The sequence below is a fragment of the Neisseria sp. WLZKY-1 genome (genome assembly GCF_046546535.1).
In the GTDB taxonomy this organism is placed as follows: Bacteria; Pseudomonadota; Gammaproteobacteria; order Burkholderiales; family Neisseriaceae; genus Neisseria.
Map to the genome: position 1 here is coordinate 1 of NZ_JBKGTW010000015.1, position 26,231 is coordinate 26,231.

Consider the following 26,231-nt stretch of genomic DNA (forward strand, 5'->3'; position numbering starts at 1 on the left):
GCTTTACGTGCCTCTTCGGCTTTACGTGCCTCTTCGGCTTTACGTGCCTCTTCGGCTTTACGTGCCTCTTCGGCTTTACGTGCCTCTTCGGCTTTACGTGCCTCTTCGGCTTTACGGGCTTCCTCAGCCTTGCGTTTTTCTTCAGCTTTACGGGCTTCCTCAGCCTTGCGTTTTTCTTCAGCTTTACGGGCTTCTTCGGCTTTACGTGCTTCTTCAGCTTTACGTGCCTCTTCGGCTTTACGGGCTTCCTCAGCCTTGCGTTTTTCTTCAGCTTTACGGGCTTCTTCAGCTTTTCGGGCTTCTTCAGCCTTGCGTTTTTCTTCGGCTTTGCGTGCCTCTTCGGCTTTACGAGCTTCCTCAGCCTTGCGTTTTTCTTCAGCTTTACGTACCTCTTCGGCTTTACGGGCTTCTTCAGCCTTGCGTTTTTCTTCCGCTTTGCGGGCTTCTTCAGCTTTACGTTTTTCTTCGGCTTTACGGGCTTCCTCAGCTTTGCGTTTTTCTTCCGCTTTTTTTGCTTCGTCGTTTTTCGACTGGTTTCCTGGTTTGACCGAAGGAGCGGTAGGGGCGGATTTGGCAGTGGGGCTGCCGCTGCCTCCGCCGCAGGCGGCGAGGCTGAGGGCGATAACGGTTAGTGCGCTGACTTTTTGTAAAGACATAGTATGATTCCCTATATGGTTGGTAATGTGTTATGGATTATGTCTACGTTTTCTTTACATTTGTAAACAGTTAAGTTTAAATTACTAACCTTTCTGTTTAAATTTCACGACAGACGCTTATACATAATCCGCCGCTTATGCATACCGAACAAGACAAGGCGGATTTCAGCCAAAGACTGCAAACCGCGCTCAAGCTGGCGGGACTGGATACGCTATCGGGCGCGAACCTGGCCAACCGTTTCAATCTGCGCCATCCCAACCAGCCGGTGAGCACGCAGGCTTTCCACCATTGGCTGACGGGGCGTTCGATTCCGACTGCGGACAAAATCGATACGCTGGCAAAATGGCTGGACACCAGCCCGGAATGGTTGCGCCACGGCAGGATGGCGCTCGATTGCGGCAGCGTTTCGGCGGACGAGCTGCTTTTGTTGTCGTATTTCCGCGCGCTGCCACCGGAAAAACGCCGTGCTTTGATTGTGCTGCTGCATCAAAGCGGATAAGGAGCGGGAGGCCGTCTGAAAGCGGCGAAAAGGCCGTCTGAAAACAAAAAAATGTTTTCAGACGGCCTTTTTGCTTTTCGGTGTAAAAATTTTACTGCGCGCAGCGGAAGCCCAGGTTGTGGACGGAAAATTTGGATTGCAGGCTGGTGCGGAAGCCGTAGCGCAGGAAGGCGGCGTAGTTGCTGGGGTCGGTCGCTCCGGCCGCTGCGCCGCTGCAGAACATGGAGGCATCGACGCCGCCGGCGTTGAGCAGGCTGCTGTTGAAGTCTTCCGTCCATTCCCAAATCAGACCGTGCATGTCGTGGATGCCCCAGTAGTTGGGTTTCAGACGGCCTACTTCGCGCAGACCGTTGCGGCTGCCTTGGGCATACCAGTTGAGGATGGTGTCACGGTAGGCTTTTTCGTTGGCGCCGTTGGGTTTGAGTTCGGATGCCTGTCCGGCGAATTCCCACTGGTTGATGGTGGGCAGGTGTTTGCCCTGCGCGGTGCAGTAGGCGTTGGCGGCGAACCAGGAAACGAAGACGACGGGTTTGTTCAGGTCGGCTTTCTGCGGGGCGTAGCCGTCTGCGGTTTTGAACCAATGGGAGAGGTAGTGGCGGTCGCTCTGTTTGCTGCCGAGTTTACCGCGCTGCCATTGGGGATTTTTTTTGACGAATTCGTAGAATTGGGCATTGGTAACGGGCAGTTTGTCCATTTTAAAGGCGCCGACTTTGGCCAACGGGGCATCGGCGGCAAGATAGAGGGGGCGGTAGGTGCCGCCGGGCAGGTCGGCCATTTCACCTGCCGCCGCGAGTGCGGACAGGAGGGCGGACAGGCTGCAAAGTACGGTTTTTTTCATGTTGCGCTCTCTTCGGGTGGATTGTCGGGTTTATAGTGAATCAAAATGAAAAAGATACAAGACAGCAAGCCGCTGACGGTACAAGTAGTACGACAAGGCGCAGCAACGCCGTAGATTTTTTATTTTGATTCGCTATATTTATTTTGCTTTGCGGTAGGCGGCCACTTCTTCGGTGCTGATTTCTCCACCGCCGTTGCCGAACGAGTTTAATACATAGGTGGCGACGGCGGCCACTTCTTCATCTTTCATGGGGAAGGAGGGCATGATTCCGTCGTATTCTTTGCCATTGACGGTGATTTTGCCGCGTATGCCGCGTGTAACGGAGGCGACAAGCTGCATTTTGTCGCCGGCGAAATAGTCGGCTTGGGCAAGCGGCGGCAGGGCGGCGTTCGAACCTTTGCCGTCGATGCCGTGGCAGGCTTTGCAGCGTTTGTCGTAGATGTCTTTGCCTGCTTTGAGGTGCGCAGGCACTTCGACCTCGGCAGGGGCTTGTGCGGCGGATGCCTCGGACACTGCCGCCTGTGTGTTTTCAGACGGCCTCGAAGCCGCGGACGGCTGTTCGGAAGGCGTTGGAGCAGCGGTCTGTTTCTCCCCGCCGTTGCAGGCAGCAAGCAGCAGGCAGAGTGCGGCGGCAAACGGCTGTGCGTATTTCATGATGTATTCCTTTGCGATTGTGACGCCGGTTGTTTGTTTTCGGTATTGTCCGGCGGTATCGGGATGCGTTCGGGCAGACCGGTTTTCGGCTTGCCTGTGGTAAAGAAAAGGCATCCGTATGCCTGAATATCCGTTCGTCGATACCCTCGCGGATATTTTCAGACGGCCTGATCCAAGAATGCGGATGCCTCGTATCGCTTTGAGCCTGTATCCGGCCGGTTGCCCAGCCGGATGTGCCGACTTTATTTGCTTTCGGCAGAAGCGCCGGAAGCGGCAGGTGCGGAAGCTGCTGCGGATGCGGCAGAGGCTTCGCCACCGGCAGGCTGGTAGGCGTTGTCGCTCAGTTTTTTGGTCATGATGTTGTCTTGGTGTTCGCCTTCGACAACCAGCTGACCCAGCGCACCTTTGTTGAACGCACGGAAGATGGAGTGGTCAACGATGGTGAAGCTGCCTGTGGTATCGACTTTGAATTCGATGATAGCTGCGCCACCGGCAGGAATCAGGGTGCTTTGTACGTTTTCGTTAATCGTTTTACCGCCTTCAACCCATACTTTGTCGAAGATTTCGCCGATTACATGGAAAGAAGATACCAAGTTCGGGCCGCCGTTACCGACATACATGCGGACGGTATCGCCCACTTTGGCTTTCAGGGCGTTTTCGCCGGCAATCGCGCCTACATGACCGTTAAATACGACATAGTCGGCATCTTCGCGGATGGCTTTATCCATGCTGAATGCCTGATGGCCGGGCTCGCCGTATTTGCCTTTGGTGTAGAAGTCGCCCTGAACGATGTAGAACTCTTTGTCCACTTTCGGCAGGCCTTCTTTCGGCTCAACCAACACCAAACCGTACATACCGTTACCGATGTGCATACCTACAGGCGCAACGGCGCAGTGGTAGATATACAGACCGGCCTGCAGCGCTTTCCAACGGAAAGTGGAAGTGCGGCCGGGAGCGGTAAAGGTCGCTTCGGCACCACCGCCCTGACCGGTAGAAGCATGGAAGTCAACGTTGTGGGGAACGGTGGAAGACGGGTTGTTGGAGAATTCCACTTCTACGGTATCGCCTTCGCGTACGCGGATCATCTGACCCGGAACATCGCCGTTGAATGTCCAGTAGGTGTAATCCACGCCGTCGGCCATTTTCATGGTTTTTTCGATGGTTTCCATTTTGACTTTAACCAGAGCGGCATGGTCGCGGTTAACGGGAGGAGGCGCTTCCGGAGCGTGTGTCATCACAGCTTCAATAACCGGCAGCTGATCAACGGGAACATCGGCTTCGGCACTCTGCTGTCCAGAAGCGGCAGGCGCTTCAGAAGCGGTTTGTGCCGCCGCAGGAGCGCTGTCGTTAGCAGGCTGCGCGGGAGCTTGTTTATCGTCGTTACAGGCTGCCAGTGCAAATGCAGCGGCAATCAAAGCAGCTAGGGTTTGGCGTTTCATAGTTACTTTCCTTTTACTGGGTTACGTTCACAATTTACGTAGGGCAATTATGGATTACCCACCTTAACACCTATTTGATATAAATCAAACAAGCGGTATTAACGTTTCATTTCGTTTGCTTTACCCATTCCAACACAAAGGTAATATGTCTTAAACTACGGAAAAATCAGCTTAATTGTAATGGACGTTTTTTTAAACGGAAAGAAACAGTTTTCCTATTGCGCGTCGTGTTGCCGAAAAAATACGGTTGCACGGCATCCTGCTTTATTTCCCCGTCCAGTCATGCTACAATTTTTAACATTCATATTTCATGAATTTTTAACACAACCACCCTAGGAGCTTAATTATGGGACAGTATAAAAAGCTTTGGTATCTGCTCTTCGCAGTACTGGCTGTCTGTTTCACCATCCTCGGCTACATGGGGTCGGAAGTCTATAAAAAGGCTCCGCCCTATCCCGAGCAAATCGTAACCACCTCCGGCCAGGTCGTCATGACGAAAGACGACATTCTGGCCGGTCAGTCTGCCTGGCAGTCTACCGGCGGCATGGAAGTCGGCTCAATTCTGGGTCATGGCGCCTATCAGGCTCCGGACTGGACTGCCGACTGGCTGCACCGCGAACTGGTTGCCTGGTTGGACTTCACCGCCCAAGACCAATTCGGCAAAAAATACGAAGAGCTGGACGCATCCCAACAGTCCGTTCTGCGTACCCAGCTGGCTGACGAATACCGTAACCAAAGCCGTGTGAAAGAAGACGGCAAAGTGGTCATCAGCGAAACCCGTAAAAAAGCGATTGATGCGGTTGCCCCGTACTACATCACCCTTTACGGCAACGATCCCTCCATGGTTCAGACACGTGACAACTTTGCAATGAAAAACAATACATTGCCTAGTGAAGAAGCACGTAAAAAACTGACCAACTTCTTCTTCTGGACAGCATGGTCCGCTTCAACCAACCGTCCGGACAAGGATTTTACCTACACCAACAACTGGCCGCACGAGCCACTGATCAACAACGTGCCGACCACCGAAAACTATATGTGGTCGTTCACCAGTATCGTGCTGCTGCTGAGCGGTATCGGCCTGTTGCTGTGGGGCTACTCCTTCCTGACCAAACACGAAGAAGTGCAGCCGCCCGCCGAAGATCCGCTGGCTAAGATCGAACTGACTCCGTCGCAGAAAGCATTGGGCAAATACGTCTTCCTGACCGTCGCCCTGTTTGTCGCACAAACCCTGCTCGGCGGCCTGACCGCGCACTACACCATCGAAGGCCAGCATTTCTACGGCATTGATTTCTCCGCATGGCTGCCCTACGCCTTGGCGCGCACATGGCACATCCAGTCCGCCATTTTCTGGATTGCCACTGGCTTTTTGACCGCCGGTCTGTTCCTTGCCCCGATTATCAACGGCGGCAAAGATCCGAAATTCCAGCGCGCAGGCGTCAACTTCCTCTACATCGCCCTCTTTATCGTGGTGCTTGGCTCTTACGGCGGCAACTTCCTCGCCCTGAGCGACAATATGCCCGCCGCCCTGAACTTCTGGTTCGGCCACCAAGGTTACGAATTCCTCGACCTGGGTCGTTTCTGGCAGCTTCTGCTGATGGTCGGCCTCGTTCTGTGGCTCTTCCTGATGGTACGCTGCACCTTCACCGCGTTTAAAGAGAAAAACACCGACAAAAACCTGCTGGCCATCTTCGTGGCTTCCATGTTCGGCGTCGGCCTGTTCTACGCACCCGGCCTGTTCTACGGCGAGCATTCCCCGATTGCCGTAATGGAATACTGGCGCTGGTGGGTGGTTCACCTGTGGGTGGAAGGCTTCTTTGAAGTATTCGCCACCGCCTCCTTCGCCTTCATCTTCTTCAACATGGGCTTCGTGCGCCGCAACACCGCCACTGCCGCCACTTTGGCCGCAGCCGCCATCTTCATGCTCGGCGGTATTCCCGGTACGCTGCACCACCTGTACTTCTCGGGTTCTACCTCTGCTTCGATGGCCATCGGCGCATGTTTCTCCGCGTTGGAAGTTGTGCCCCTGATTCTTTTGGGTCGTGAGGCGTACGAACACTGGTCCTACCAAAACGCTGCTCCGTGGGCGAAACGCCTGCGCTGGCCGCTGATGTGCTTCGTGGCCGTGGCCTTCTGGAACATGATCGGTGCGGGCGTATTCGGCTTCCTGATCAACCCGCCGATCTCCCTGTTCTACATCCAAGGCCTGAACACCACCGCAGTACACGCCCACGCGGCACTGTTCGGCGTATACGGCTTCCTGGCGCTGGGCTTCGTCCTCCTCGTCGCCCTCTACCTGAAACCGAACGATCAGTTCAACGACAACCTCATGACTTGGGGCTTCTGGATGCTTAACGGCGGCCTCGTCGGTATGATCGCTACCAGCCTGCTGCCCGTCGGCGCCATTCAGGCCGCTGCCAGCATCACCCACGGCCTGTGGTATGCCCGCAGCGAAGGCTTCATGCAACAAGATCTGCTGGAAACCCTGCGCTGGATCCGCACCCTGTCCGACCTGATCTTCATCGGCGGCGGCTGCTGCTTCGCATGGCAGGCTACCAAAACCGTATTCGGTTTCGGCAAATCCGCCAAATAAGGTTTGGCAGTTGAAGCCATAAAGGCCGTCTGAATATCAAACCCGCCAAGTCGGCAGGCAACATCAACGGCTATTAACAACCGAATCCCGTACCACGCGGGATTCGGTTTTTTTCATTCGGGCTTTATCACCCCGTGATTACATAGTAACCTGCGGTTTGCCATAATTTGTCGTCCACAACACCGCCCGCAAATTCTTAAAACAAACCGAAATTCCAGGGTTGGCTTTGCCGTGCAAACCCGAACCTTCCCGCTTTGAGGCCGTCTGAAAGCGAAACTTCAACGAAGTTAAAACCCTGCCTTAGCAAGACCGAAATCCATCCCGCCATATTGATAAGAAAGTCCCGCCATGTCTGATTTATTCGCCCGCGAACCCGAAGCCCCGCTTGCCGAACGCCTACGCCCGCGCGTATTGGACGACGTGATCGGCCAGCAGCATCTGATTGGCGAGGGCAAACCGCTGCGTGTGGCGGTGGAGGGCGGCAAGCCGCATTCCATGCTGCTTTGGGGGCCGCCTGGCGTGGGCAAAACCACATTGGCGCGGATTTTGGCGCAGAGTTTCAACGCCCAGTTTCTGCCCGTATCGGCCGTATTTTCCGGCGTGAAAGACATCCGTGAGGCCATCGACAAGGCCGAGATCGCCCTGCAACAAGGCCGCGCGACGATTTTGTTTGTCGACGAGGTACACCGTTTCAACAAAGCCCAGCAGGACGCATTTTTGCCCCACGTAGAAAGCGGCCTATTAACCTTTATCGGCGCCACCACCGAAAACCCCTCTTTCGAGGTCAACCCCGCCCTGCTCAGCCGCGCGCAGGTTTATGTGTTGCAGGCGCTCTCGCCCGACGATCTGGCCAAGCTCGCCGCCAAAGTGCTCGCCCTGCCCGAATATCAGGGCTTTGCCATCGAAGCCGACGCGCTGGAGCTGCTTATCAACACCGCCGACGGCGACGCGCGCAGATTGTTGAATTTATTGGAACAACTCTTACGCACCGCCGCCACACGCCGTCTGAATACGCTTGATGCCGCCTTTCTCGCCGACAGTTTGGGCGCGCAAATCCGCCGCTTCGACAAAGGCGGCGAAAGTTTCTACAACCAAATCTCCGCCCTGCACAAATCCGTGCGCGGTTCGCACCCCAACGCCGCGCTGTATTGGTTTTGCCGCATGCTCGACGGCGGCGCCGACCCGCGCTATCTCGCCCGCCGCATCGTACGCATGGCTTGGGAAGACATCGGCCTGGCCGACCCCCGCGCCATGCAGCTTGCCAACGATGCTGCCGCCACCTACGAGCGGCTCGGCTCGCCCGAGGGCGAGTTGGCTTTGGCGCAGGCCGTGCTGTATCTGGCCGCCGCCGCCAAATCCAACGCAGGCTATACGGCCTACAAGCAAATGCGCCGTTTTGTCAAAGAAAACGCCAGCGACGAAGTGCCCGTACACCTGCGCAACGCGCCCACCAAATTAATGAAAGAACTCGGCTACGGCCGCGAATACCGCTACGCTCACGACGAGCCGCACGCCTACGCCGCCGGCGAAAGCTATATGCCCGACGGCCTCGCCGAACCCGATTTCTATCAACCCGTACCGCGCGGGCTGGAAATCAAAATCGGCGAAAAACTCGAATGGCTCAAATCGCTGGACGACGCAGCGGAGCAGAAAAACTAAGAGATGCTGCCGCACAAAGGCCGTCTGAAAACCGCTTTCCGGCTTTCAGACGGCCTTTTCCACCCTACCCTGTTCGGCAGATAACAAAAAACCGCCGCATTCCGTTTGCAAAAACAAAAACGTAAAGATACTTGCCACAAGTTCGTCTACGATTTATTATGTTACGACATAACAAACAAGGAGCATTATCCGATGAAAGCAGGCATCCATCCCGACAACTACCGCACTGTGCTCTTTTTCGACAGCGGCGCGAATGAAGGCTGGCTCATCCGCTCGTGCGCCAACACGCACGGCAAAACCATGGCGTGGCACGACGGCGTCGAATATCCCGTCTTTATGCTCGACACCTCCTCCGCCTCCCACCCCGTCTACACCGGCAAACGCCGCGAATACAGCAGCGAAGGCCGCGCCAGCAAATTCCAGCAACGCTTCCAAGGCATGATGGAAGCTTTAAGAAAGGACAAATAATGCAGGTTTTATCCTCCCTGAAAACGGCGAAAGCCCGCCACCGCGATTGCCAGATCGTCCGCCGCAGAGGCAAGGTCTACGTTATCTGCAAGAGCAACCCCCGTTTCAAAGCCCGGCAGCGTTAATCTTTCATCCTTTTAGATTACGTTGCGTTCACAGGGCAAAGGCCGTCTGAAAACCCATTTTCAGACGGCCTTTGTCCGTGTGCTGCTTCTGTTTGCAGACGCTCACGGCAGATGCGGCGCAAACCGCCATTCGCCCGAAGCCAAGCCACAGTCAAACAGATTCAGACGGCCTGCCGCCACCCGCACCAGTCGCAAACAGGGATAGCCCGCCTTCGCCGCCATCCGCCGCACCTGCCGGTTTTTCCCCTCTGAAATACGAATTTCCAGCCAAAAATCCGGCACCGTTTTGCGCACCCGCACCGGCGGCACGCGCGGCCACAGCCCGTCTGTTTCCGCCGCGTCCAACAAACGGACTTTCGCCGGACGCGCCGTAAAATCCCCCAAATCCATCGGTCGGGAAAACGCGGCCAGTTTGTCCGCATCCGCGCTGCCTTCGAGCTGCGCCCAATAGGTTTTCTCCAGCTTGAACCTCGGCTCGGCAATCCGCGCCTGCAAACGGCCGTCGTTGGTGAGCAGCAGCAGCCCCTCGCTGTCGGTATCCAGCCGCCCCGCCGGATAAAACCCCGGCGCGTCGATAAAATCCTTCAAGCTGCGGTGTTTTTCGTGCGCGGAAAATTGGCAGATAACGCCGCAGGGCTTGTTGAAAACAATCAGATGCTCCATAACCCTTCTTTACAAAAATATTTTCAGACGGCCGCGATTGTACGCGTTGAATAGACGTAGACAAACGACACCCTAGCAAAAATTTACAAAATCAAGCATAATCGCGCGGTTGCGGCCAACAGGACGCATTAGCCAAAAGAAGATGATCAACCCGTTTTTAGGAGACACCATGAGTCATATCAAAGTACCCGCAGAAGGTCAAAAAATCGTTGCCGGACAACCCGTTCCCAACAACCCGATTATCCCCTTCATCGAAGGCGACGGCATCGGCGTCGACATTACCCCCGTGATGATCGACGTAATCGACGCGGCCGTAGCCAAGGCTTATGGTGGCGAGAAAAAAATCCACTGGATGGAAGTCTACGCCGGCGAAAAAGCCACCAAAGTCTACGGCGACAACGTCTGGCTGCCCGAAGAAACCCTCGAAGCCCTGAAAGAATACGCCGTATCCATCAAAGGTCCGATGACCACCCCCGTCGGCGGCGGCATCCGCTCGCTCAACGTCGCCCTGCGCCAAGAGCTCGACCTCTACCAATGCGTGCGCCCCGTGCGCTACTTCAACGGCGTGCCCTCGCCGCTGAAAGACCCGAGCAAAACCGACATGGTCATCTTCCGCGAAAACACCGAAGACATCTACGCCGGCATCGAATGGGAAGCCGAAAGCGACAACTGCAAAAAAGTCGTCTCCTTCCTGCAAAACGAAATGGGCGTGAAAAAAATCCGCTTCCCCGAAACCTCCGGCATCGGCATCAAACCCGTTTCCAAACAAGGCACACAGCGCCTCGTGCGCGCCGCCATCCAATACGCCATCGACAACGACAAACCCAGCGTCACCCTCGTACACAAAGGCAACATCATGAAGTTCACCGAAGGCGGCTTCCGCGACTGGGGCTACGAGCTGGCGCAAAAAGAATTCGGCGCGCAGCCCATCGACGGCGGCCCGTGGTGCTCCTTCAAAAACCCGAAAACCGGCAAAGAAATCATCGTTAAAGACGCTATTGCCGACGCCTTCCTGCAACAAATCCTGCTGCGCCCCGCCGAATACAGCGTCATCGCCACTTTGAATCTGAACGGCGACTACATCTCCGACGCGCTGGCCGCACAAGTCGGCGGCATCGGCATCGCCCCCGGCGCAAACATCTCCGACCAATACGCCATCTTCGAAGCCACCCACGGCACCGCGCCCAAATACGCCGGACAAGACAAAGTGAACCCCGGTTCGCTGATCCTCTCCGCCGAAATGATGCTGCGCCACCTAGGCTGGAAAGAAGCCGCCGACCTCGTCATCAGCGCCATGGAAAAAGCCATCGGCGACAAACAGGTCACCTACGATTTCGCCCGCCTGATGGACGGCGCCAACGAAATCTCCTGCTCCGCCTTCGGCAAAGCGATGATCGAACGCATGTAAACCCTTTGCAGGCAGACAGAGGCCGTCTGAAAACCCCGCCGGGCGCTTTCAGACGGCCTTTTCCCATTCATGGCAATTTCGGCCGAACCCCTGTATAATCCGCCCTTCCTATCTGGGGGCGATCTTGGTTTCGACGGGGGTTGCGAAGCAGATGCGGGCATACCGGGGTCTCAGATTTCCCGTAAAACACTGAACACAAATAGTCGCAAACGACGAAACTTACGCACTGGCCGCCTAAGGCCTGCCGTTGCAGCAGTTAGTCAATGGGCTGTGCGGGGCAACCCGCCGCAACGTCATCTTACATTGACTGGTTTCCTGTCGGGTTACTTGGCAGGGAATAAGATTTAAGGTAACTGGCTTCCAAACAGCCTGTCGGTTGGCGGAATGGAAGCGAGATTCCAAATAAACACGACTAAGTATGTAGAACGCTTTGTAGAGGACTTTCGGACGGGGGTTCAATTCCCCCCGCCTCCACCAGACACTTTTCCGGCGTGTGCCGGAAAGCCCAAACCGCCGGTTCGACAAGAATTGGCGGTTTTTAATACCCGGAACACCGGACGGACAGGCCGTCCGAACACGAGCCGCCGCAATACGGCGCGGCTGCCCGCATCTTTTTACCAACCCCTGCCGCCCAAGCATTTGCCGTCCACGTCCGCCCTTTTTCGGCGCACGAAGGCAAAGCCAAGCCGCAGAAGAACGGCTGCCGCACGGCGCGGCGGTGCGTTAAGGAGAACCACCATGCCGAAACAGAAAACCAGCAAACGCCAATGGCGCGACGGCGCGTCCGCCGCCTCTGCCAAAACACCGCGCGCGGCGAAAAGGCCGTCTGAAAGCCGCAAAGATTTTCCACGCGACGAAACCCGTACCGCAGGCAAAAGGCCGTCTGAAAACGGCACGCAGCGCGAAAACCGACAGCGCTCCGAACGCTCTCGGCAGGCTTCGTCAAACAACAACAGCCGTCAAACATCGGCACGCGGCAGACACACCGACGGAAAACCCTTCGCAAACCGCGCCGCCGCAGGCAGAAGGCCGTCTGAAAACGGCCGACTGGAGGTTTCAGACGGCCTTCTGCCGCACGAAAACCGCGCCCCCAAACAGCGCGCCGCCAAAGCGAAAAAACTCGTCGTGCGCAATCCCAACCAAAAAATCATGGAGCGCGCTCGCGAGTTGAAAGAACGCCGCAGCGACCTCTCGCACATCGAACCCGAACGCCTGCAAAAAGTGCTGGCCGCATCAGGTGTCGGCTCGCGCCGCGAAATGGAAGAATGGATTGCCGCCGGCCTCGTGCAGGTCAACGGCAAAACCGCAGGCTTGGGCGACAAGGTTACGCCCGACGACCACGTTACCGTCAAAGGCAGCGTGATCAAACTCAAATGGGCCGACCGCCTGCCGCGCATCATTTTGTATTACAAACAAGAAGGCGAAATCGTCTCGCGCGACGATCCGCAAGGCCGCGTGAGCATTTTCGACCGCCTGCCGCAGGCGGCCAGCAGCCGCTGGGTCGCCATCGGCCGGCTCGACATCAACACCAGCGGCCTGCTGATTCTCACCACATCGGGCGAACTGGTGCAGCGTTTCGCCCACCCCAGCTTTGAAGTGGAACGCGAATACGCCGTTCGCGTGTTGGGCGAAATGACCGCCGAACAGATGCGCGAGCTGACCGAAGAAGGCGTGATGCTGGAAGACGGTTTGGCCAAAGTGGAACGCATCTTCGAGCAGGGCGGCGAGGGTGCAAACAAATGGTACAGCGTCGTGATTAAAGAAGGCCGCAACCGCGAAGTGCGCCGCATTTTCGAGCATTTCGGGCTGACAGTAAGCCGCCTCGTGCGCGTGGGATTCGGGCCGATCGGTTTGCCCAACCGCCTCAAACGCGGCCAATTTTACGAGCTTAATCCCGCCGAAGTAGCCAATATTGTGAAATGGGCGGACATGGGTCTGCCAGGCGGGCGGCGGCGCAGGAAATAGGCCGTCTGAAAACGAAGCTGCAAAGAAGTCAAACCTTGCACCCCGACAAAAAGGCATCCCATGAAACACTTGAAAACCGCCCTGCTCTGCGCATCGCTGGCACTGGCCACCGCCGCGCAGGCCGCAGGCAATCCGCACCGCGAAAGCTACGGCACTTGGGAAGAAACCCTTGTCAAAAACGGCCAAGCGTCCGCGGAACGCTTTGTTATCGCCACGCACGGTTTTGAAGAGTTCGCCAAAATCAAAGCCGGCTGCGACAAGCGCAAAAAAGGCTATGTCCACAACACCGACCGCACCAGCGGCCGCGAACTCGCCAAAAGCATCCGCGCAAGCATCGAAGATCAAAACCGCAACGGCACGAAAGAAGAAGCTGAAGCCTATTCCGCGCCCCTGCAAGAAGCATTGGCGAAAATCAGCGCCGACAAAAAATACCTGCGCGTCAATCTTTCTTTAAGCTGCGCAGACGGCGCGATGTCCTTCATCCAGCTCGACCGCAACGACGGCCTGAAAATGTATGCCGCACCCGACGTTTACCATTTCCCCGTCAAACGCGTGCAATAGGCCGTCTGAACGCCGCATTCTGCCGCCGCGCACGCTCCGTCTGCGCGGCGGCAGAATGTTTTGCGCCCGTCCCTCCTTCGTTTCCCTTTCTTGTGCACTGAAAATGTAATATCATAACGCGCGCGTGCATCCGTGCGCCCGTTTTCCATCCGTTTCCAGAAAGAGAGATTATGAAGAAACTCCTTCCAGCCGCCCTGCTCTGCACCGCCGCTCTTGCCCATGCCCACGAAGTTTGGGTGAACGCGCCCGCTGAGCTGTCCGTTTCCGAAGCCTTGCAGGCCGATTTGGCATACAGCCACGATTTCCCGCACGCGGAAAAAATCCCTGCCGACCGCCTGCACATTTTCGCGCCGCTGCACATCACTTCTCCCGACGGCAAAACCGCCGCGCTCAAACAGCAGGGCGAAAACTACCAATACGCATCAGGCCGTCTGAAAAAAGGCAGCTACATCATCAGCGCCACCTACAAGCCGACTTTCTGGTCGAAAGACGCCGCAGGAAAATGGGAGCAGAAAAACATGGCCGATCGCCCGTCGGCCGTGTCCTGCGAGCAAAGCCAAATGTTCGGCAAAAGCGTGGTGAACGTCGGCGGCGCGGAAGATTTAGCCGCCATCTCCCGCCCTGTCGGCCAGATGTTGGAAATCGTGCCGCTGGCAAATCCGAACACGGTCAAACCCGGCCAGCTCTTCCCCGTGCAAATCCTCTATCAGGGCAAAGCGCTGGCGGGCGCAACCGTCACCGCCACGGCAGACACCATTGTCGCCCGCGATTTGGCGGCGGCACACGACCACCGCGAACCGCAGGCCTTTTCCGGCAAAACCGACAAAGAAGGCAAGGTCAACGTTCTGCCGCTGGTGGAAGGACTGTGGAAAGTGAAAGTCGTGCACAAAGCGCCGTTTGCCGATCCGAAAGTCTGCGGCGAATCGGCCGCCTACGCCACGCTGATCATGCCCGTGGGACAGGAGCGCGCGCACACCGAAGCGCACCACCATCACCACCATTAATAAAGCAGGCAGCACAAAGGCCGTCTGAAACCGCCAAACGGGGTTTCAGACGGCCTTTTGAGTGCAATCCGATTGAACAATTGAAGAGCGGCCAAACGGTCAAACAAACAAAGAGGCTGTCTGAAGACCTGTTTTACGGGTTTTCAGACGGCCTCTTCCGTTCTGCTTTCACTCCGCCGTTCGTCGGACAAACTCTTCGCGCGTTTCCAGATTTTTCAAAAAGCGCGACAGCTCCGACAAGGCACCCTCGTAAACGCCGCGCTTGAAATCGATCACTTCGTCTATCGGCGCCCAGTAATCGTGCCAGCGCCAGCCGTCGAACTCGGGATGGCTGGTGGCGCGCAGGTGCACGTCGCTTTCGCGGCCGGTCAGCCGCAGCAGATACCAAATCTGTTTCTGCCCCTTATACGAACCGCGCCACTCGCGGCGCACCCAGTTGTTCGGCACTTCGTAGCGTAGCCAGTCGCGCGTGCGGCCGAGGATTTTCACATGGTGCGGCAGCAGGCCGACTTCCTCCATCAGTTCGCGGTACATCGCCGTTTCGGGGCTCTCGCCCGGCTTGATGCCGCCCTGCGGAAACTGCCAGGAATGCTCGCGCACGCGCTTGCCCCAAAACACGCGGTTGTGCCCGTTTACCAAAATAATCCCGACGTTCGGACGGTAGCCTTCCCTGTCCAACATGATTCCGCCCCTGCGCTGAATTTTAAAGCGCGCGATTTTCCCATATTCAAGGCCGTCTGAAAAGCAAGCGCGGCGGCCTGCGGCCCGCGTTTTCCCGCACGCAAAACCCGTTTTCAGACGGCCTGCGCGCGCATTTTCCGCCGCCTGCAACATTTGTTAAAAAATGTTGGCAAAACCCCATCAAGCGCTTGCGCCGCCTGGTGTTTTGCCGTTTAATGCGCGGCACGCGGCCACCCGCGCGCAACCCTACCGAACAAGAGGAAACACAATGAAAAAAACCCTTTTACTGTCCGCAACCGTCCTGCTGCTTGCAGCCTGCGGCGGCGCGGAACACAGCCCGTCCGATAGTGCGGGCGCGGCGGACGGAGACACAGCCGCTCTGCCCGCCACCGGCAAACTCAACATCTTCAACTGGTCGGACTACGTCGATCCCGACACCGTCGCCGCCTTTGAAAAAGCGGAAAAAATCCGCGTGCGCTACGATTTCTACGACAGCAACGAAGCCCTCGAAGCCAAGCTGCTCACCGGCCATTCCGGCTACGACCTCGTCGCCCCCTCCATCTCCAACGCCGGACGCCAGATACAGGCCGGCGCCTATCAGGAAATCGACAAAAGCCTGATACCCAACTACGCCAACATCGACCCCGCCCTGCTCAAACAAATGGAACAGGTCGATCCCGGCAACAAATACGCCGTTCCCTACTTCTGGGGCATCAACACCCTCGCCGTCAACACCGACAAAGTCAAAGAAGCCCTCGGCACCGACAAGCTCCCCGAAAACGAATGGGATCTGGTCTTCAATCCCGAATACACCGCCAAACTCAAACACTGCGGCATCAGCTACTTCGACAGCCCCACCGAACAATACCCGCTCGCCCTCAACTACCTCGGCAAAAACCCCAACAGCGAAAACCCCGCCGATCTCGAAGAAGCCAACCGCCTGATGCAGCGCGTGCGCGGCGACATCAAACGCTTCACCTCCTCCGGCTACATCGACGACATGGCCAGCGGCAACCTCTGCGTCGCCGTCGGCTACGGCGGCGACCTCAACATCGCCAAAAACCGCGCCGAAGAAGCGGGCAACGGCATCAAACTGCGCGTCCTCGCCCCCAAAAGCGGCTTCGGCCTGTGGGTCGACTCCTTCATGATTCCGATGGGCGCCCCCAACGCCGCCAACGCCCACAAATACATCAACCACACCCTCAACCCCGAAGTGGCGGCCAAAAACGGCAACTTCGTCACCTACGCCCCCGCCGCCCAAGCCGCGCGCGGCCTGATGGACGAAAAATACGCCAACGAACCCTCCGTCTTCCCCGACAAAGAAACCCTTACCCGCAGCTTCATCGTCCTGCCCAAATCGCGCGAAACCGTCAAACTGCAAACACGGCTGTGGCAGGCGCTCAAAGCTGGACAGTAACCCCGAAGGCCGTCTGAAAGCACCAAACCGCTTTTCAGACGGCCGCCCGCCAACCCGACCACGGAGAGCAACCATGACAGGCAAACTCAACGGAAAAACCATCCTGATTACCGGCGCCTCGCAAGGCATAGGCGCCGCCGCCGCCAAACACTGCGCCGCTGAAGGCGCCACCGTCGTCCTCATCGCACGGCGGCAGAAACGCATGGAAAAGGTTTACGACGAAATCGTCGCCGCCGGCTCGCCCGAACCCTACGCCGTCTGCTTCGACCTGCTCACCGCCGAAGAAAACGAATTCGCCCAACTGGCCGCCACCATCGCCGAAGCCACGGGCGGCAGGCTCGACGGCATCGTCCACAGCGCCAGCTATTTTGCCGCACTCTCCCCTCTCAACTTCCAAACCGTCGCCGACTGGGTCAAACAATACCGCATCAACACCGTCGCCCCCATGGGACTCACCCGTGCCTTCACCCCCCTGCTGATGCAGTCGGAAGACGCCTCCGTCGTCTTCGTCAGCGAAAGCCACAGCGAAACGCCGCAAGCCTACTGGGGCGGCTTCGGCGCATCGAAAGCTGCCCTCAACTACCTCGCCCTCAGCATCGCCGACGAATGGAGCCGCTTCCCCAACCTGCGCGCCAACGTCCTGATTCCCGGCGCGGTCAACTCCCCGCAGCGGGAAAAAACCCACCCCGGCGAAGCCAAAAGCGAGCGCCGCGACCTCGCCGAAATCATGCCCGCCTTCGTCTACTGGCTGGGCAGCGAAAGCCGCGGCCGCAGCGGCGAAACGGTTTTCCTGTAAAGCGGCAGCAGAAGAAAAAGGCCGTCTGAAACCCGAAACAAAGGTTTCAGACGGCCTTTGCCGCGCCGGTAGGGCGTGTTGCGCGGCAACGCACGCAGTTTGAGGCTTTGCAAAAACCGTGTGGGCGAAGAAAAGGCCGTCTGAAAAGCGGATTAAGGCTTTCAGACGGCCTTTTGGGAACGGCCGTATCGCAAGAAACGCGTGCGTCGCTGGGGCGGCACACCCTACGCGCAAACCGGCGGCCTTTGCCGAACTGGTAGGGTGTGTTGCGCAGCAACGCACGCAGTTGCAGAGTTGGCGGGGAGGCGTGTGGGCAAAAATAAGAGGCCGTCTGAAACCTTGGATTCGGGTTTCAGACGGCCTTACCGGCGCAAACCGCTGCGGCGGTCAGTTTTTCTTGGTATGCGCCCAGTCGGCGGCTTCGCGCTGCCATTCGACTTCGCCGCCGCTAAGCAGTATCTGCATCATGCCGGCGGTTTCGGCGTCGAGTTTGCGCGATTTTTCCATCAGGGCTTCATTGGCGAACGGCGGGACTTCGGGGTCGTAGAGTTCGGACAAGGTGAAGAGGTGGTAGCGGTCGCGCGCGGCGTAGAAGTCGCTCAGTTCTTTTGCCCGCTCCTGCGATACGCCGAGGCTTTCGAGGGCGATGCGGCCGCTGCGGATGGCGGCGTCGAAGGTTTCGCGCACGATGAAGTCGGCGCCGGCGTGGTGCAGGTTGTAGGCGTGCTGGCGGCCGTGGGCGCGGGCGATGATGGTGAGGTCGGGGTAGTGGCGGCGGACAAATTCGACGACTTCGGTCGATTGCTGGTCGTCGCCGATGGCAACGATGAGCAGCTTGGCCTTGCCCAGTCCGATGGAGTTGAGCAGCTCGGGGCTGGTGGCATCGCCGTAGTAGGTTTTGCTGCCGTATTTGGTGAGGCCTTCAACGGTTTCGGCGTGATGGTCGATTACGGTGGTATGGAAACCGCAGCTGGTGAGCATGCTGTTGATTTGTTGACCGAAGCGGCCGTGTCCAAGCAGGATGATGGGGTTTTCTTCGTGCACTTCGTCGTTCGGACGGCTTTCGTTTTCCGCCGCTATTGCGCGCGGGGCGATAACTTTGTCGTAGAAGATAAAGAGTAGCGGGGTGAACAGCATGGACAGGGCGACGACCAGGGAGATGCGGTCGGCCAGAGCCTGCGGCAGCACTCTGCTTTGTTGCGAGATGGAGAGCAGCACGAAGCCGAATTCACCGGCCTGCGCGAGGCTGATGGCGAACAGTTTGCCTGCGGCGGAAGGCAGGCGGAAGAGTTTGCCCAAGATAAACAGCACCGCGGCTTTAACCAGCATGGTGCCTGCGGTCAGCCCCAAAACCAGCAAAAATTCGCGCCCGAGCAGGCCGAAGTTCATGCCTGCGCCGACGGTGATGAAAAACAGGCCGAGCAGCAGCCCTTTGAAGGGTTCGAGATGGCTTTCCATTTCGTGACGGTAGGAGCTGTTGGCGAGAGTGACGCCGGCGATGAATGCGCCCAAGGCGGGCGAGAGGCCGATCAGGGACATCAGGGTGGCGATGCCGACGACGACGGCCAGGGTGAACAGGGTAAACATTTCCCGCAGGCGCGTTTTGCTGATGAAGCGGAAGGTGGCGGGCACGAGGTAGCGCACGCCGATAACGATAACGGCGATGGCGGCCACGCTGACCAGCGCCGTTACCCAGCCGGGCTGCCCGGCCATGATATTGGCCTGTTCGTGTCCGTCGCCACCGCTAACCGCCGCCACACCAAGCAGGGGCAGCAGCGCCAGCATGGGAATGGCCGCGACGTCTTGGAAGAGAAGGACGGCAAAACCGGCTTGCCCGCCCGGTGTCGAGAGCAGGTTTTTTTCGTTGAAGGTTTGCAGGACGATGGCGGTGGACGATAAGGCCAGTATGCAGCCGATGGCAATGCCTACCTGCCAACTCTGCCCGAGCGCAACGGCGATGGCGGCTACTGCGGCCAGGGTCAGCCCTACTTGCAGGCCGCCCAAGCCGAGCAGTTTGTGGCGCAGCCGCCAAAGCATCTGCGGTGCGAGTTCCAAACCGACGAGAAACAGCATCATGACGACGCCGAACTCGGCAACGTGCTGGATGGATTCGGCTTCTTTGCCGACGAAGCCCAATACCGGGCCGATGAGGATGCCGGCCATCAGGTAGCCCAATACCGATCCCAGCCCCAGTTTTTGCGAAATCAATACCGCGCCGACGGCAAACGCCATATAGATGAAGGTGTACAACAATATTTCAGTCATAGTGTGTTTTGTCTTCTTCTGATAAAGAGGCTTTCAGATGGCCTCCATCGGAGGAGGCCGTCTGAAAAATCAAATTTCGATGCCTTTGAGTTTGGCTACGGTATTGATGTCTTTGTCGCCCCGGCCGGAGAGATTGACCAGAATCACTTGGTCTTTGCCCATTTTCGGCGCGTTTGCCACCGCCCAAGCCAGCGCGTGGCTGGATTCGAGTGCGGGAATGATGCCCTCGAAGCGGCAAAGCAAATCAAAGGCTTCCAGCGCGGCATCGTCATTGGCGGCGGTGTATTCGACACGGCCGATGTCGGCGAGGTGGCTGTGTTCCGGGCCGATGCCGGGGTAGTCCAAGCCGGCGGATACCGAGTGCGTACCGAGTACCTGGCCGTGTTCGTCCTGCATCAGATAGCTGCGGAAACCGTGCAACACGCCGACGGGCGCTTTGCTGGTAATCGGCGCGGCGTGGTCTTTGGTGTCCACGCCCAAGCCGCCCGCTTCCACGCCCACAAGGCGCACGCCCTCTTCGCCGATATACGGGTAAAACAGGCCGATGGCGTTCGAGCCGCCGCCCACGCAGGCCACGGCCACATCAGGCTGGCGGCCGACGGTTTCGAGCATCTGCTCTTTGGCCTCGTTGCCGATTACGCATTGGAAATCACGCACCATTTCTGGATACGGCGCAGGGCCGGCAGCCGTGCCGATGATGTAAAACGTATCGTCCACGCGGGCGACCCATTCGCGCATCGCTTCGTTCATCGCGTCTTTGAGCGTGCGGCTGCCGCTTTCCACGCCGATGACGTTCGCACCCAAAAGCTTCATGCGGAACACGTTGGGCATTTGGCGTTGGATGTCGTCTGCGCCCATGTACACGTCGCAAGTCATGCCGAAACGCGCGGCCACGGTGGCCGAGGCCACGCCGTGCTGCCCTGCGCCGGTTTCGGCAATCACGCGCTTTTTGCCCATGCGTTTGGCAAGCAGCGCCTGACCGATGGTGTTGTTGACTTTGTGTGCGCCAGTGTGGTTCAAATCTTCGCGTTTCAACCAAATCTGCGCGCCGCCCAAATGCTTGGAAAGCCGCGCGGCATGGTAAACGGGGCTGGGACGGCCGACGTAGTGTTTCAAATCATGACGGAACTGTGCCCAAAATTCGGGGTCGTTTTTCGCCGCCTGATAGGCTTCGGCCAATTCTTTCAAAGCGGGAATCAGGGTTTCGGACACATACAGTCCGCCGTGTTCGCCGAAAAAGCCCTGCTCGTCGGGCGCTTGGTAGTTTTTCATAATTTCCTTTATTCGTATTGAATTAACAGCGAATTGAATCTTACAGAATTTTTTTTGAAACAAGCAAATTAATGGCCTAAGGCTGACTAAAGCAACCTTAGACCATTTTCAAACCAAGCTATCAGTAACGCAGCGTGCTGCCGACATTATCGACAATGCGCGGAGTGATAAAGATCAGCAGCTCTTTTTTGCTGTTGTTGCGGGAGCGGTGTTTGAACAGGTTACCCAACACAGGCACATCACCCAACAACGGAACTTTGCTGACACCATCGGAATTTTCCTCTTCATAAATACCACCTAAAATCAGAGTACCACCGTCTTCCACCATTGCTCTGGTATTCAAGCGCTTGGTGTCGATACAGGGTTCAGAAGAGCCACAATTACGATTTACGGAATCTTTATTTACTTTAATATCCAATATAATTTGACCATCCGGAGTAATATTAGGAGTTACAGTCATACCTAAAACAGCCTTTTTAAAGGAGGTGGAGGTTGCACCACTGGAAGATGCTTCCTGATAAGGGATTTCCGTACCTGCTTCAATTACAGCCTCTTTACGGTTTTGCGTCAAAACTCTTGGCGAAGAAATAATTTTAGCCTTATTTTGTGCCTGTTGTGCCGACAATTCCAATGCCAAAGCACCCGATGCAAGCGAATGAACTAAGGCCAAACTTGAAGTAGCCGCAACCGTCGGAAGATTAATATTTGGATTTAATGTCCAAGTAGGATATCTATCATCAGTTGTTCCATTAGGTTTATAGCTAGGATCATTTCTAGCTCTAAGCGATTTAGCTAAAGCATTTTTATTCTCTATAGAATTACCCCAATCACTACCCCAGCTGTTCTTACCATTGGATCCTGCATAACCAAACTTAACACCGAGTTCACGAGAAAAACCATCTGATGCTTCTACAATCCTAGCTTCAACCATAACTTGGCGTGCAGGAACATCTAATTCTTCCAAAATTTTCTCAAATTTTTGTAGAACTGCAGGGTTATCAGTAATAATTAGCGTATTAGTAGAGGGATCGATTAATGCACTTCCTCTCTTACTTAAAATAGTTCTTCTCTCATCAGAATTATCATTCCTTCTGTCATCATCCAATTTCAGAATTTTGCGGAACTCCTCCACATTCTTGTATTTCAATTGGAATGTGCGGGAATACAACGGACCTAATTCATCGATTTCGCGCTGTTGAGTCAAAACTTCTTTATCTCTAGCCAAAAATTCAGATCTTGGCGCAACATTGATGATATTGCCGGAACGACGCATATCCAAGCCACGAGCCTGCATTACCAAATCAAGAGCCTGATCCCAAGGAACATCCTTCAAAGTAAGAGTCATCTTACCAGTAACGCTGTCACTGGCAACAATATTCATCCCAGACTCTTTTGCCAAGATCTGCAAGATGGTACGCACATCAACATCCTGGAAATCAAATGAAACCCGATTACCTTTAAAGGATTTTGACTTATTGGATTGCAAACCATTCACTTCAGCGGAAGTGTTAGGAGAAATTTCTACCGAAATTCGCCCTCCGGATACTTTGTGATTATATGACCAACCACCTTGGTTTTTAATAATAACCTGAGTATTGTTGCCAATTCTTTTCATGATTACATTACGAACAGGCGTACCAAAATCGCTTACATCCAGATTGCGTTGAGCCTGAGTCGGTAATGGATAATTTTTTAAAGTGATCGTAATGCCGCTACTGTTTTGTTTAATATCAGGCTGCCCCTGAAAACCCGGAACAGAAATATCAACAATACCTTCAGACTTACCGGATTTTCTGAAATCAACAGTCGAAGCAGAGTTTACAACCTGTTGTTGGGAGGCTTTGACATTTGCCTGCGCACCTACAAATTCATTGATCCGAATCCAAACTTCATTACCTTTCACTTCAGTTGTATAACGCCCGTTTTTGTTTAAACCGACAACAACTTTAGTCTGACCGTCCGCCTGTTGAGCAGCCACCACCCGGTTTAATAAGGAATCTTCATATTCCAAAACAGGTTGGGGCAAACCAACACCTGTAGTAGGAAAATTAAGAACAAACTGGGTAGGCAAAGCGCTCGGGGACGCAACGGGTAAAACCGCATCCTTATCAAATTTAATTTTAATAATTTTTTGATTATTCGGCATAGAGGAAACATTGATGTTGGTTATATTTCCCGCATATGCCGCATGACCAATGAACGACAATCCCAATATTGCAAATATACTATTGATGGTTTTAACTTTATTCATTACCAATACCCCTTAAAATTTAATTTCCTGTTTTTTCAGAACTACTTAAAATTAACTCTGCAGGACGAAAGGTCCAATTGCCGTTTGCATCCTCAACTAATTCGGTAATCAGGATTGCATCATCCTGAATCTTGGTTACCTTACCATAATTTTGGCCAATATAATTACCTGGAACAACTGTATAAACATGTCCTTCAACCTCTACAAAAGCAGAAGTAGTTCCAGCTTTCTTAAAGGAGCCTACATATTTAATACTGTCCAAATTAAACGCCTCCAACACTTCCTTAGGTCGGTTTAAATCTGGCGCATTGACACCCTTTTGATTAGTACTCAACCGTTTACTATTAAATGCATCCAAAACAGGTTGAATTGCCGGAGTATAAGTCAAAGCAGGAACGCCAATCGGGATCTCCACTGGTTTCACCTTTTTTTCTGCTTCTTTTTTGGTAGCATCAACCCAAACTCTGAGATCTTCAGGTTCATCATCACACGCAGATAAACATAAAAAAGCGGATAGTAAAATTATTTTCTTCATCATCTATGACCCTATTTTAGTTTGCTGCGGACGCAGCGGACGCTGCGCTAGCTTGTTCTGCTGCCAACTCTTCTGCAGGCCGTGCTTTATAAGTATTTGCAATAGCCTCTAATTTAATTTGCCCTGTTTTGTCTTCTTTGGACATATTCAGCTGGCTCAGTGTAATTATTCGAGATAACCCACCAACATCTCTAGCAAATTTTGAAATTTGATCATATTGGCCGCTTATTAAAAGTTTATAGGGTAATCTTTGAATAGCGCCATCGTTTACAGGATCAAGTGGAGAAAGCGCACCAAGCTGCAAATTATTTGTTGAAGCCGCCTGATTCAATTCTTGAATCAAATTAGGTATTTCTTTATCCGTGGGCAATTGTTGCAATAACTGGTTAAAAGACGTGTGCAACGCAGCCAATTCCGATTTTAAATTCTCTAAATTTGCCGCTTTTATACTTTTTTCCTGATACGATTGTTTTAATTCCTCTTCTTTTGCTTTAGCCGAATCCAGTTCAGCCAACTGATCTTGGAAAACCACAAAATATCCAATCACAAGTATCACTGCAACCAAAGCAGCAGCGATGCAAATCTTAAATACAAAATTCAACTCATGTAAATTTTGCAAATCGATTTTTTGGTTGTTCTTAGCCATTTACTTCTCCGTAGCACTTGCACTATTTTGACTTACATCTGAAGCAGAAGATGCTGCCTGTTCATTTTCAGATTGTCTTACCGAATCGCCCAATGACGCGGCAGACGGGTTCAAAACTGTTTTAATAACAAATTTCTGACCATTATCCGTCTTCTCAATTCCAAGAAGTTCTGGTTGATTGAATATCCCTGTTGTCGGCAATGCTCTCATAAACATAGCAATGCGGTTATCACTGGATGCTTTACCAGTAATATCATAAGAATCACCATCTTGCGAAGCTATAGAAAGAACATAGGCTCCCTCAGGAAGCAGTTGATTCAATGTATCTATAATGCGGGCACCCTCAAATCTTTTATTCTGGAGCTCCTCAACCTTCTGTTTCTTAGCTAAGAAATCTGCTTTCTCTGCCTCAAGACTTGCTATTTCTTTAATAGCTTCATCAGTTTTTTGTATTTCCTGCTCCAAGAATGTGTTTCTAGCTTCTTGCGAAGAAATAGCCTGATTTAGACCTACAAAAGCCAATCCTGCCAAACCAATCCCGATTAAGCCGGCAGTCATCATCATGACTTTAAACTTCTGCTTTTCCTTTTGGCTTAATTCTTCCCTGTAGGGAAGCAAATTAATTTTAATTAAATCTGTCATAATTACAATCCCCTTAATGCCAAACCAAATGCTATTGCCAATTCCGAACCAACTTGCTGCATTTCAGAAGCATCTGCCTTCATCCCAATTGAAACAGAAGTTGTCAGATCGACACATTCAGCCGATGTATTTGTTTGAGAAAAAATTGTTTCTGCCAAATTAGCCTGAGTAGAAGCTGATCCGGTAAGGAATATATTCCTTACATTGGCAAACTGCTCACCCGACTGAGTGGTGTAGTAAAACTGCAAAACACGTTGGACTTCCTGAGCAATTTGGGCATTGAAACGATCAGCCACCTGAATCTGATAATCAGCAGGCTTATTTTCACTCTTACGCATAACTTTAGCCTGCTCATCGCTCACCTGATAAGTTCGCTGGATTAACTGACAAAGCTGCTCACCACCCAAAGCGGATTCTTGCCGATACAGAATTTGACCGTTTTGCAACACCAAGGAAGACATTTCATCCTCTGAAATATGAACGACCATGACTTTGTCAGACAAAAACTCAGGATTTTGCCTATCCATCCAATAATTAAAAGCATTAGCCTGAGCCAGCACATCCACATCTAACGATTGCAAACTCAAACCAGCGCTATCAAACACTTCTAGCCTAGGCTCCAGATCTTCTTTTCGCGCAGCAACCACCAACACCTTCTTACCTGCCGAACCCGTTCCCTCTTGAACAACCCGATAGTCATAATTAACTTCATCCAAGGGCATCTGCTGCGAGACCTCAAGCTCGACAAAATCTGCCAAATCCATATCGGCATCTTTTTCGTTGTAGGTTACAGTTTCTATATTAGCCAGCGACTGCGGAATGGCGCCGATGATATTGCGGCTATTACCTCCCAGCTGCGTATATGCATGTTGCAAGTACGCTACAAGCTGATCGTAATCCTGAACGATTGCACCCTTGATAATATTCTTCGGCAACCGGACAATAGAGTAATTATCCAACTGCACTTGATTCAAATTACGCCCCGACAACTGAACGATTTTTACAGCATCTTGGGTAATATCAATCCCCACTGACGCACGTGAGGAAAAACTGGAAGAAGCTTTACCTTTTGTATTTTTTTGACTTTTTGTTAAACGCATAACTCATTTCCCTGCCAAATAATATTGGTTACAATATCGGCTTCCGTAAGCGGTTGATAAGAAGGAGCGGCAATAAAATTACCGCCCTGTTTA

Annotated in this window: 23 protein-coding genes, 1 other RNA gene and 1 pseudogene; 12 read left to right on the plus strand and 13 right to left on the minus strand. The window is 54.2% G+C overall.

Annotation, left to right across the window (positions count from 1 at the left end; genetic code table 11):
- Positions 1-656 (minus strand): annotated as a pseudogene (locus tag ACLD9W_RS05715) (hypothetical protein); the annotation flags it as partial.
- A gap of 137 nt (positions 657-793) precedes the next feature.
- Here ACLD9W_RS05715 and ACLD9W_RS05720 point away from each other — a divergent pair.
- On the plus strand, positions 794-1,156 hold the full coding sequence (locus tag ACLD9W_RS05720; RefSeq protein WP_410841122.1) for a transcriptional regulator: 363 nt from the start codon (positions 794-796) through the stop codon (positions 1,154-1,156).
- A 91-nt stretch (positions 1,157-1,247) separates the two neighbouring features.
- Here ACLD9W_RS05720 and ACLD9W_RS05725 read toward each other — a convergent pair whose 3' ends face one another.
- The 3 genes from ACLD9W_RS05725 to nirK all read right to left on the minus strand — a co-directional run bounded on the left by ACLD9W_RS05725 (position 1,248) and on the right by nirK (position 4,087).
- Positions 1,248-1,994: a formylglycine-generating enzyme family protein gene (locus ACLD9W_RS05725; RefSeq protein ID WP_410841123.1), complete on the minus strand. Its 747-nt coding sequence runs from the start codon at positions 1,992-1,994 to the stop codon at positions 1,248-1,250.
- Between the two features lie 138 nt (positions 1,995-2,132).
- Entirely contained in the window at positions 2,133-2,648 is a 516-nt protein-coding gene (locus ACLD9W_RS05730; protein WP_410841124.1) for a c-type cytochrome, read from the minus strand.
- 242 nt (positions 2,649-2,890) lie between these two features.
- Complete coding sequence (gene nirK / locus ACLD9W_RS05735) at positions 2,891-4,087, minus strand: copper-containing nitrite reductase (RefSeq protein WP_410841125.1); 1,197 nt, start codon at positions 4,085-4,087, stop codon at positions 2,891-2,893.
- Between the two features lie 346 nt (positions 4,088-4,433).
- Between nirK and ACLD9W_RS05740 the strand changes: the two genes are divergently transcribed.
- The 4 genes from ACLD9W_RS05740 (at position 4,434) to ykgO (ending at position 8,932) form a co-directional block, all read left to right on the plus strand.
- On the plus strand, positions 4,434-6,680 hold the full coding sequence (locus tag ACLD9W_RS05740; RefSeq protein ID WP_410841126.1) for a nitric-oxide reductase large subunit: 2,247 nt from the start codon (positions 4,434-4,436) through the stop codon (positions 6,678-6,680).
- 348 nt (positions 6,681-7,028) lie between these two features.
- Entirely contained in the window at positions 7,029-8,339 is a 1,311-nt protein-coding gene (locus tag ACLD9W_RS05745) for a replication-associated recombination protein A (protein WP_410841127.1), read from the plus strand.
- 192 nt (positions 8,340-8,531) lie between these two features.
- Positions 8,532-8,807, plus strand: coding sequence for a type B 50S ribosomal protein L31 (locus ACLD9W_RS05750; protein WP_410841128.1), 276 nt, complete (start codon positions 8,532-8,534; stop codon positions 8,805-8,807).
- A complete protein-coding gene (gene ykgO, locus ACLD9W_RS05755) occupies positions 8,807-8,932 on the plus strand; it encodes a type B 50S ribosomal protein L36 (protein WP_009424886.1) in 126 nt (41 codons plus the stop codon). The genes ACLD9W_RS05750 and ykgO overlap by 1 nt, the downstream gene beginning before the upstream one ends.
- A 102-nt stretch (positions 8,933-9,034) precedes the next feature.
- On the opposite strand, the gene ACLD9W_RS05760 is transcribed toward ykgO, so the two are convergent.
- Entirely contained in the window at positions 9,035-9,595 is a 561-nt protein-coding gene (locus ACLD9W_RS05760; protein WP_410841129.1) for a pseudouridine synthase, read from the minus strand.
- 169 nt (positions 9,596-9,764) lie between these two features.
- Here ACLD9W_RS05760 and icd point away from each other — a divergent pair, with 169 nt between their 5' ends.
- From icd to ACLD9W_RS05785, 5 genes are all read left to right on the plus strand, one after another.
- The gene (icd, locus tag ACLD9W_RS05765; RefSeq protein WP_410841130.1) at positions 9,765-11,003 is read left to right on the plus strand and encodes an NADP-dependent isocitrate dehydrogenase; all 1,239 of its coding nucleotides are present in this window, start codon (positions 9,765-9,767) and stop codon (positions 11,001-11,003) included.
- A gap of 114 nt (positions 11,004-11,117) precedes the next feature.
- Positions 11,118-11,480, plus strand: a transfer-messenger RNA (tmRNA) gene (ssrA, locus tag ACLD9W_RS05770).
- Between the two features lie 261 nt (positions 11,481-11,741).
- Positions 11,742-12,968 (plus strand): pseudouridine synthase, encoded by a 1,227-nt coding sequence (locus ACLD9W_RS05775; protein ID WP_410841131.1) that lies wholly within the window; start codon positions 11,742-11,744, stop codon positions 12,966-12,968.
- A gap of 60 nt (positions 12,969-13,028) precedes the next feature.
- Positions 13,029-13,529, plus strand: coding sequence for a transcriptional regulator (locus tag ACLD9W_RS05780; RefSeq protein ID WP_395428770.1), 501 nt, complete (start codon positions 13,029-13,031; stop codon positions 13,527-13,529).
- 170 nt (positions 13,530-13,699) lie between these two features.
- A complete protein-coding gene (locus ACLD9W_RS05785) occupies positions 13,700-14,533 on the plus strand; it encodes a DUF4198 domain-containing protein (protein ID WP_395428769.1) in 834 nt (277 codons plus the stop codon).
- Between the two features lie 168 nt (positions 14,534-14,701).
- Here the strand turns inward: ACLD9W_RS05785 and ACLD9W_RS05790 are convergent, their stop codons facing one another.
- Positions 14,702-15,214 carry an RNA pyrophosphohydrolase gene (locus ACLD9W_RS05790; RefSeq protein WP_395428768.1) on the minus strand — a complete coding sequence of 171 codons (513 nt, stop codon included), beginning with the start codon at positions 15,212-15,214 and terminating at the stop codon, positions 14,702-14,704.
- Positions 15,215-15,482: 268 nt separating this feature from the next.
- Here ACLD9W_RS05790 and ACLD9W_RS05795 point away from each other — a divergent pair, with 268 nt between their 5' ends.
- Complete coding sequence (locus ACLD9W_RS05795; RefSeq protein ID WP_410841132.1) at positions 15,483-16,631, plus strand: polyamine ABC transporter substrate-binding protein; 1,149 nt, start codon at positions 15,483-15,485, stop codon at positions 16,629-16,631.
- Between the two features lie 73 nt (positions 16,632-16,704).
- Entirely contained in the window at positions 16,705-17,427 is a 723-nt protein-coding gene (locus tag ACLD9W_RS05800) for an SDR family oxidoreductase (RefSeq protein WP_410841133.1), read from the plus strand.
- 387 nt (positions 17,428-17,814) lie between these two features.
- Here ACLD9W_RS05800 and ACLD9W_RS05805 read toward each other — a convergent pair whose 3' ends face one another.
- The 7 genes from ACLD9W_RS05805 to pilM form a co-directional block, all read right to left on the minus strand.
- Entirely contained in the window at positions 17,815-19,692 is a 1,878-nt protein-coding gene (locus ACLD9W_RS05805; RefSeq protein ID WP_410841134.1) for a monovalent cation:proton antiporter-2 (CPA2) family protein, read from the minus strand.
- A 69-nt stretch (positions 19,693-19,761) separates the two neighbouring features.
- On the minus strand, positions 19,762-20,964 hold the full coding sequence (gene trpB / locus ACLD9W_RS05810) for a tryptophan synthase subunit beta (RefSeq protein WP_410841135.1): 1,203 nt from the start codon (positions 20,962-20,964) through the stop codon (positions 19,762-19,764).
- 121 nt (positions 20,965-21,085) lie between these two features.
- On the minus strand, positions 21,086-23,215 hold the full coding sequence (locus tag ACLD9W_RS05815) for a type IV pilus secretin PilQ (RefSeq protein ID WP_410841136.1): 2,130 nt from the start codon (positions 23,213-23,215) through the stop codon (positions 21,086-21,088).
- A 19-nt stretch (positions 23,216-23,234) separates the two neighbouring features.
- Positions 23,235-23,753 (minus strand): pilus assembly protein PilP, encoded by a 519-nt coding sequence (locus ACLD9W_RS05820; RefSeq protein WP_410841137.1) that lies wholly within the window; start codon positions 23,751-23,753, stop codon positions 23,235-23,237.
- A gap of 13 nt (positions 23,754-23,766) precedes the next feature.
- Positions 23,767-24,396, minus strand: a complete 630-nt coding sequence (locus ACLD9W_RS05825; protein WP_410841138.1) for a type 4a pilus biogenesis protein PilO — start codon at positions 24,394-24,396, stop codon at positions 23,767-23,769.
- On the minus strand, positions 24,397-25,038 hold the full coding sequence (locus tag ACLD9W_RS05830) for a PilN domain-containing protein (RefSeq protein WP_410841139.1): 642 nt from the start codon (positions 25,036-25,038) through the stop codon (positions 24,397-24,399).
- A 2-nt stretch (positions 25,039-25,040) separates the two neighbouring features.
- Entirely contained in the window at positions 25,041-26,138 is a 1,098-nt protein-coding gene (gene pilM / locus ACLD9W_RS05835; RefSeq protein WP_410841140.1) for a type IV pilus assembly protein PilM, read from the minus strand.
- Positions 26,139-26,231 lie beyond the last annotated feature (93 nt).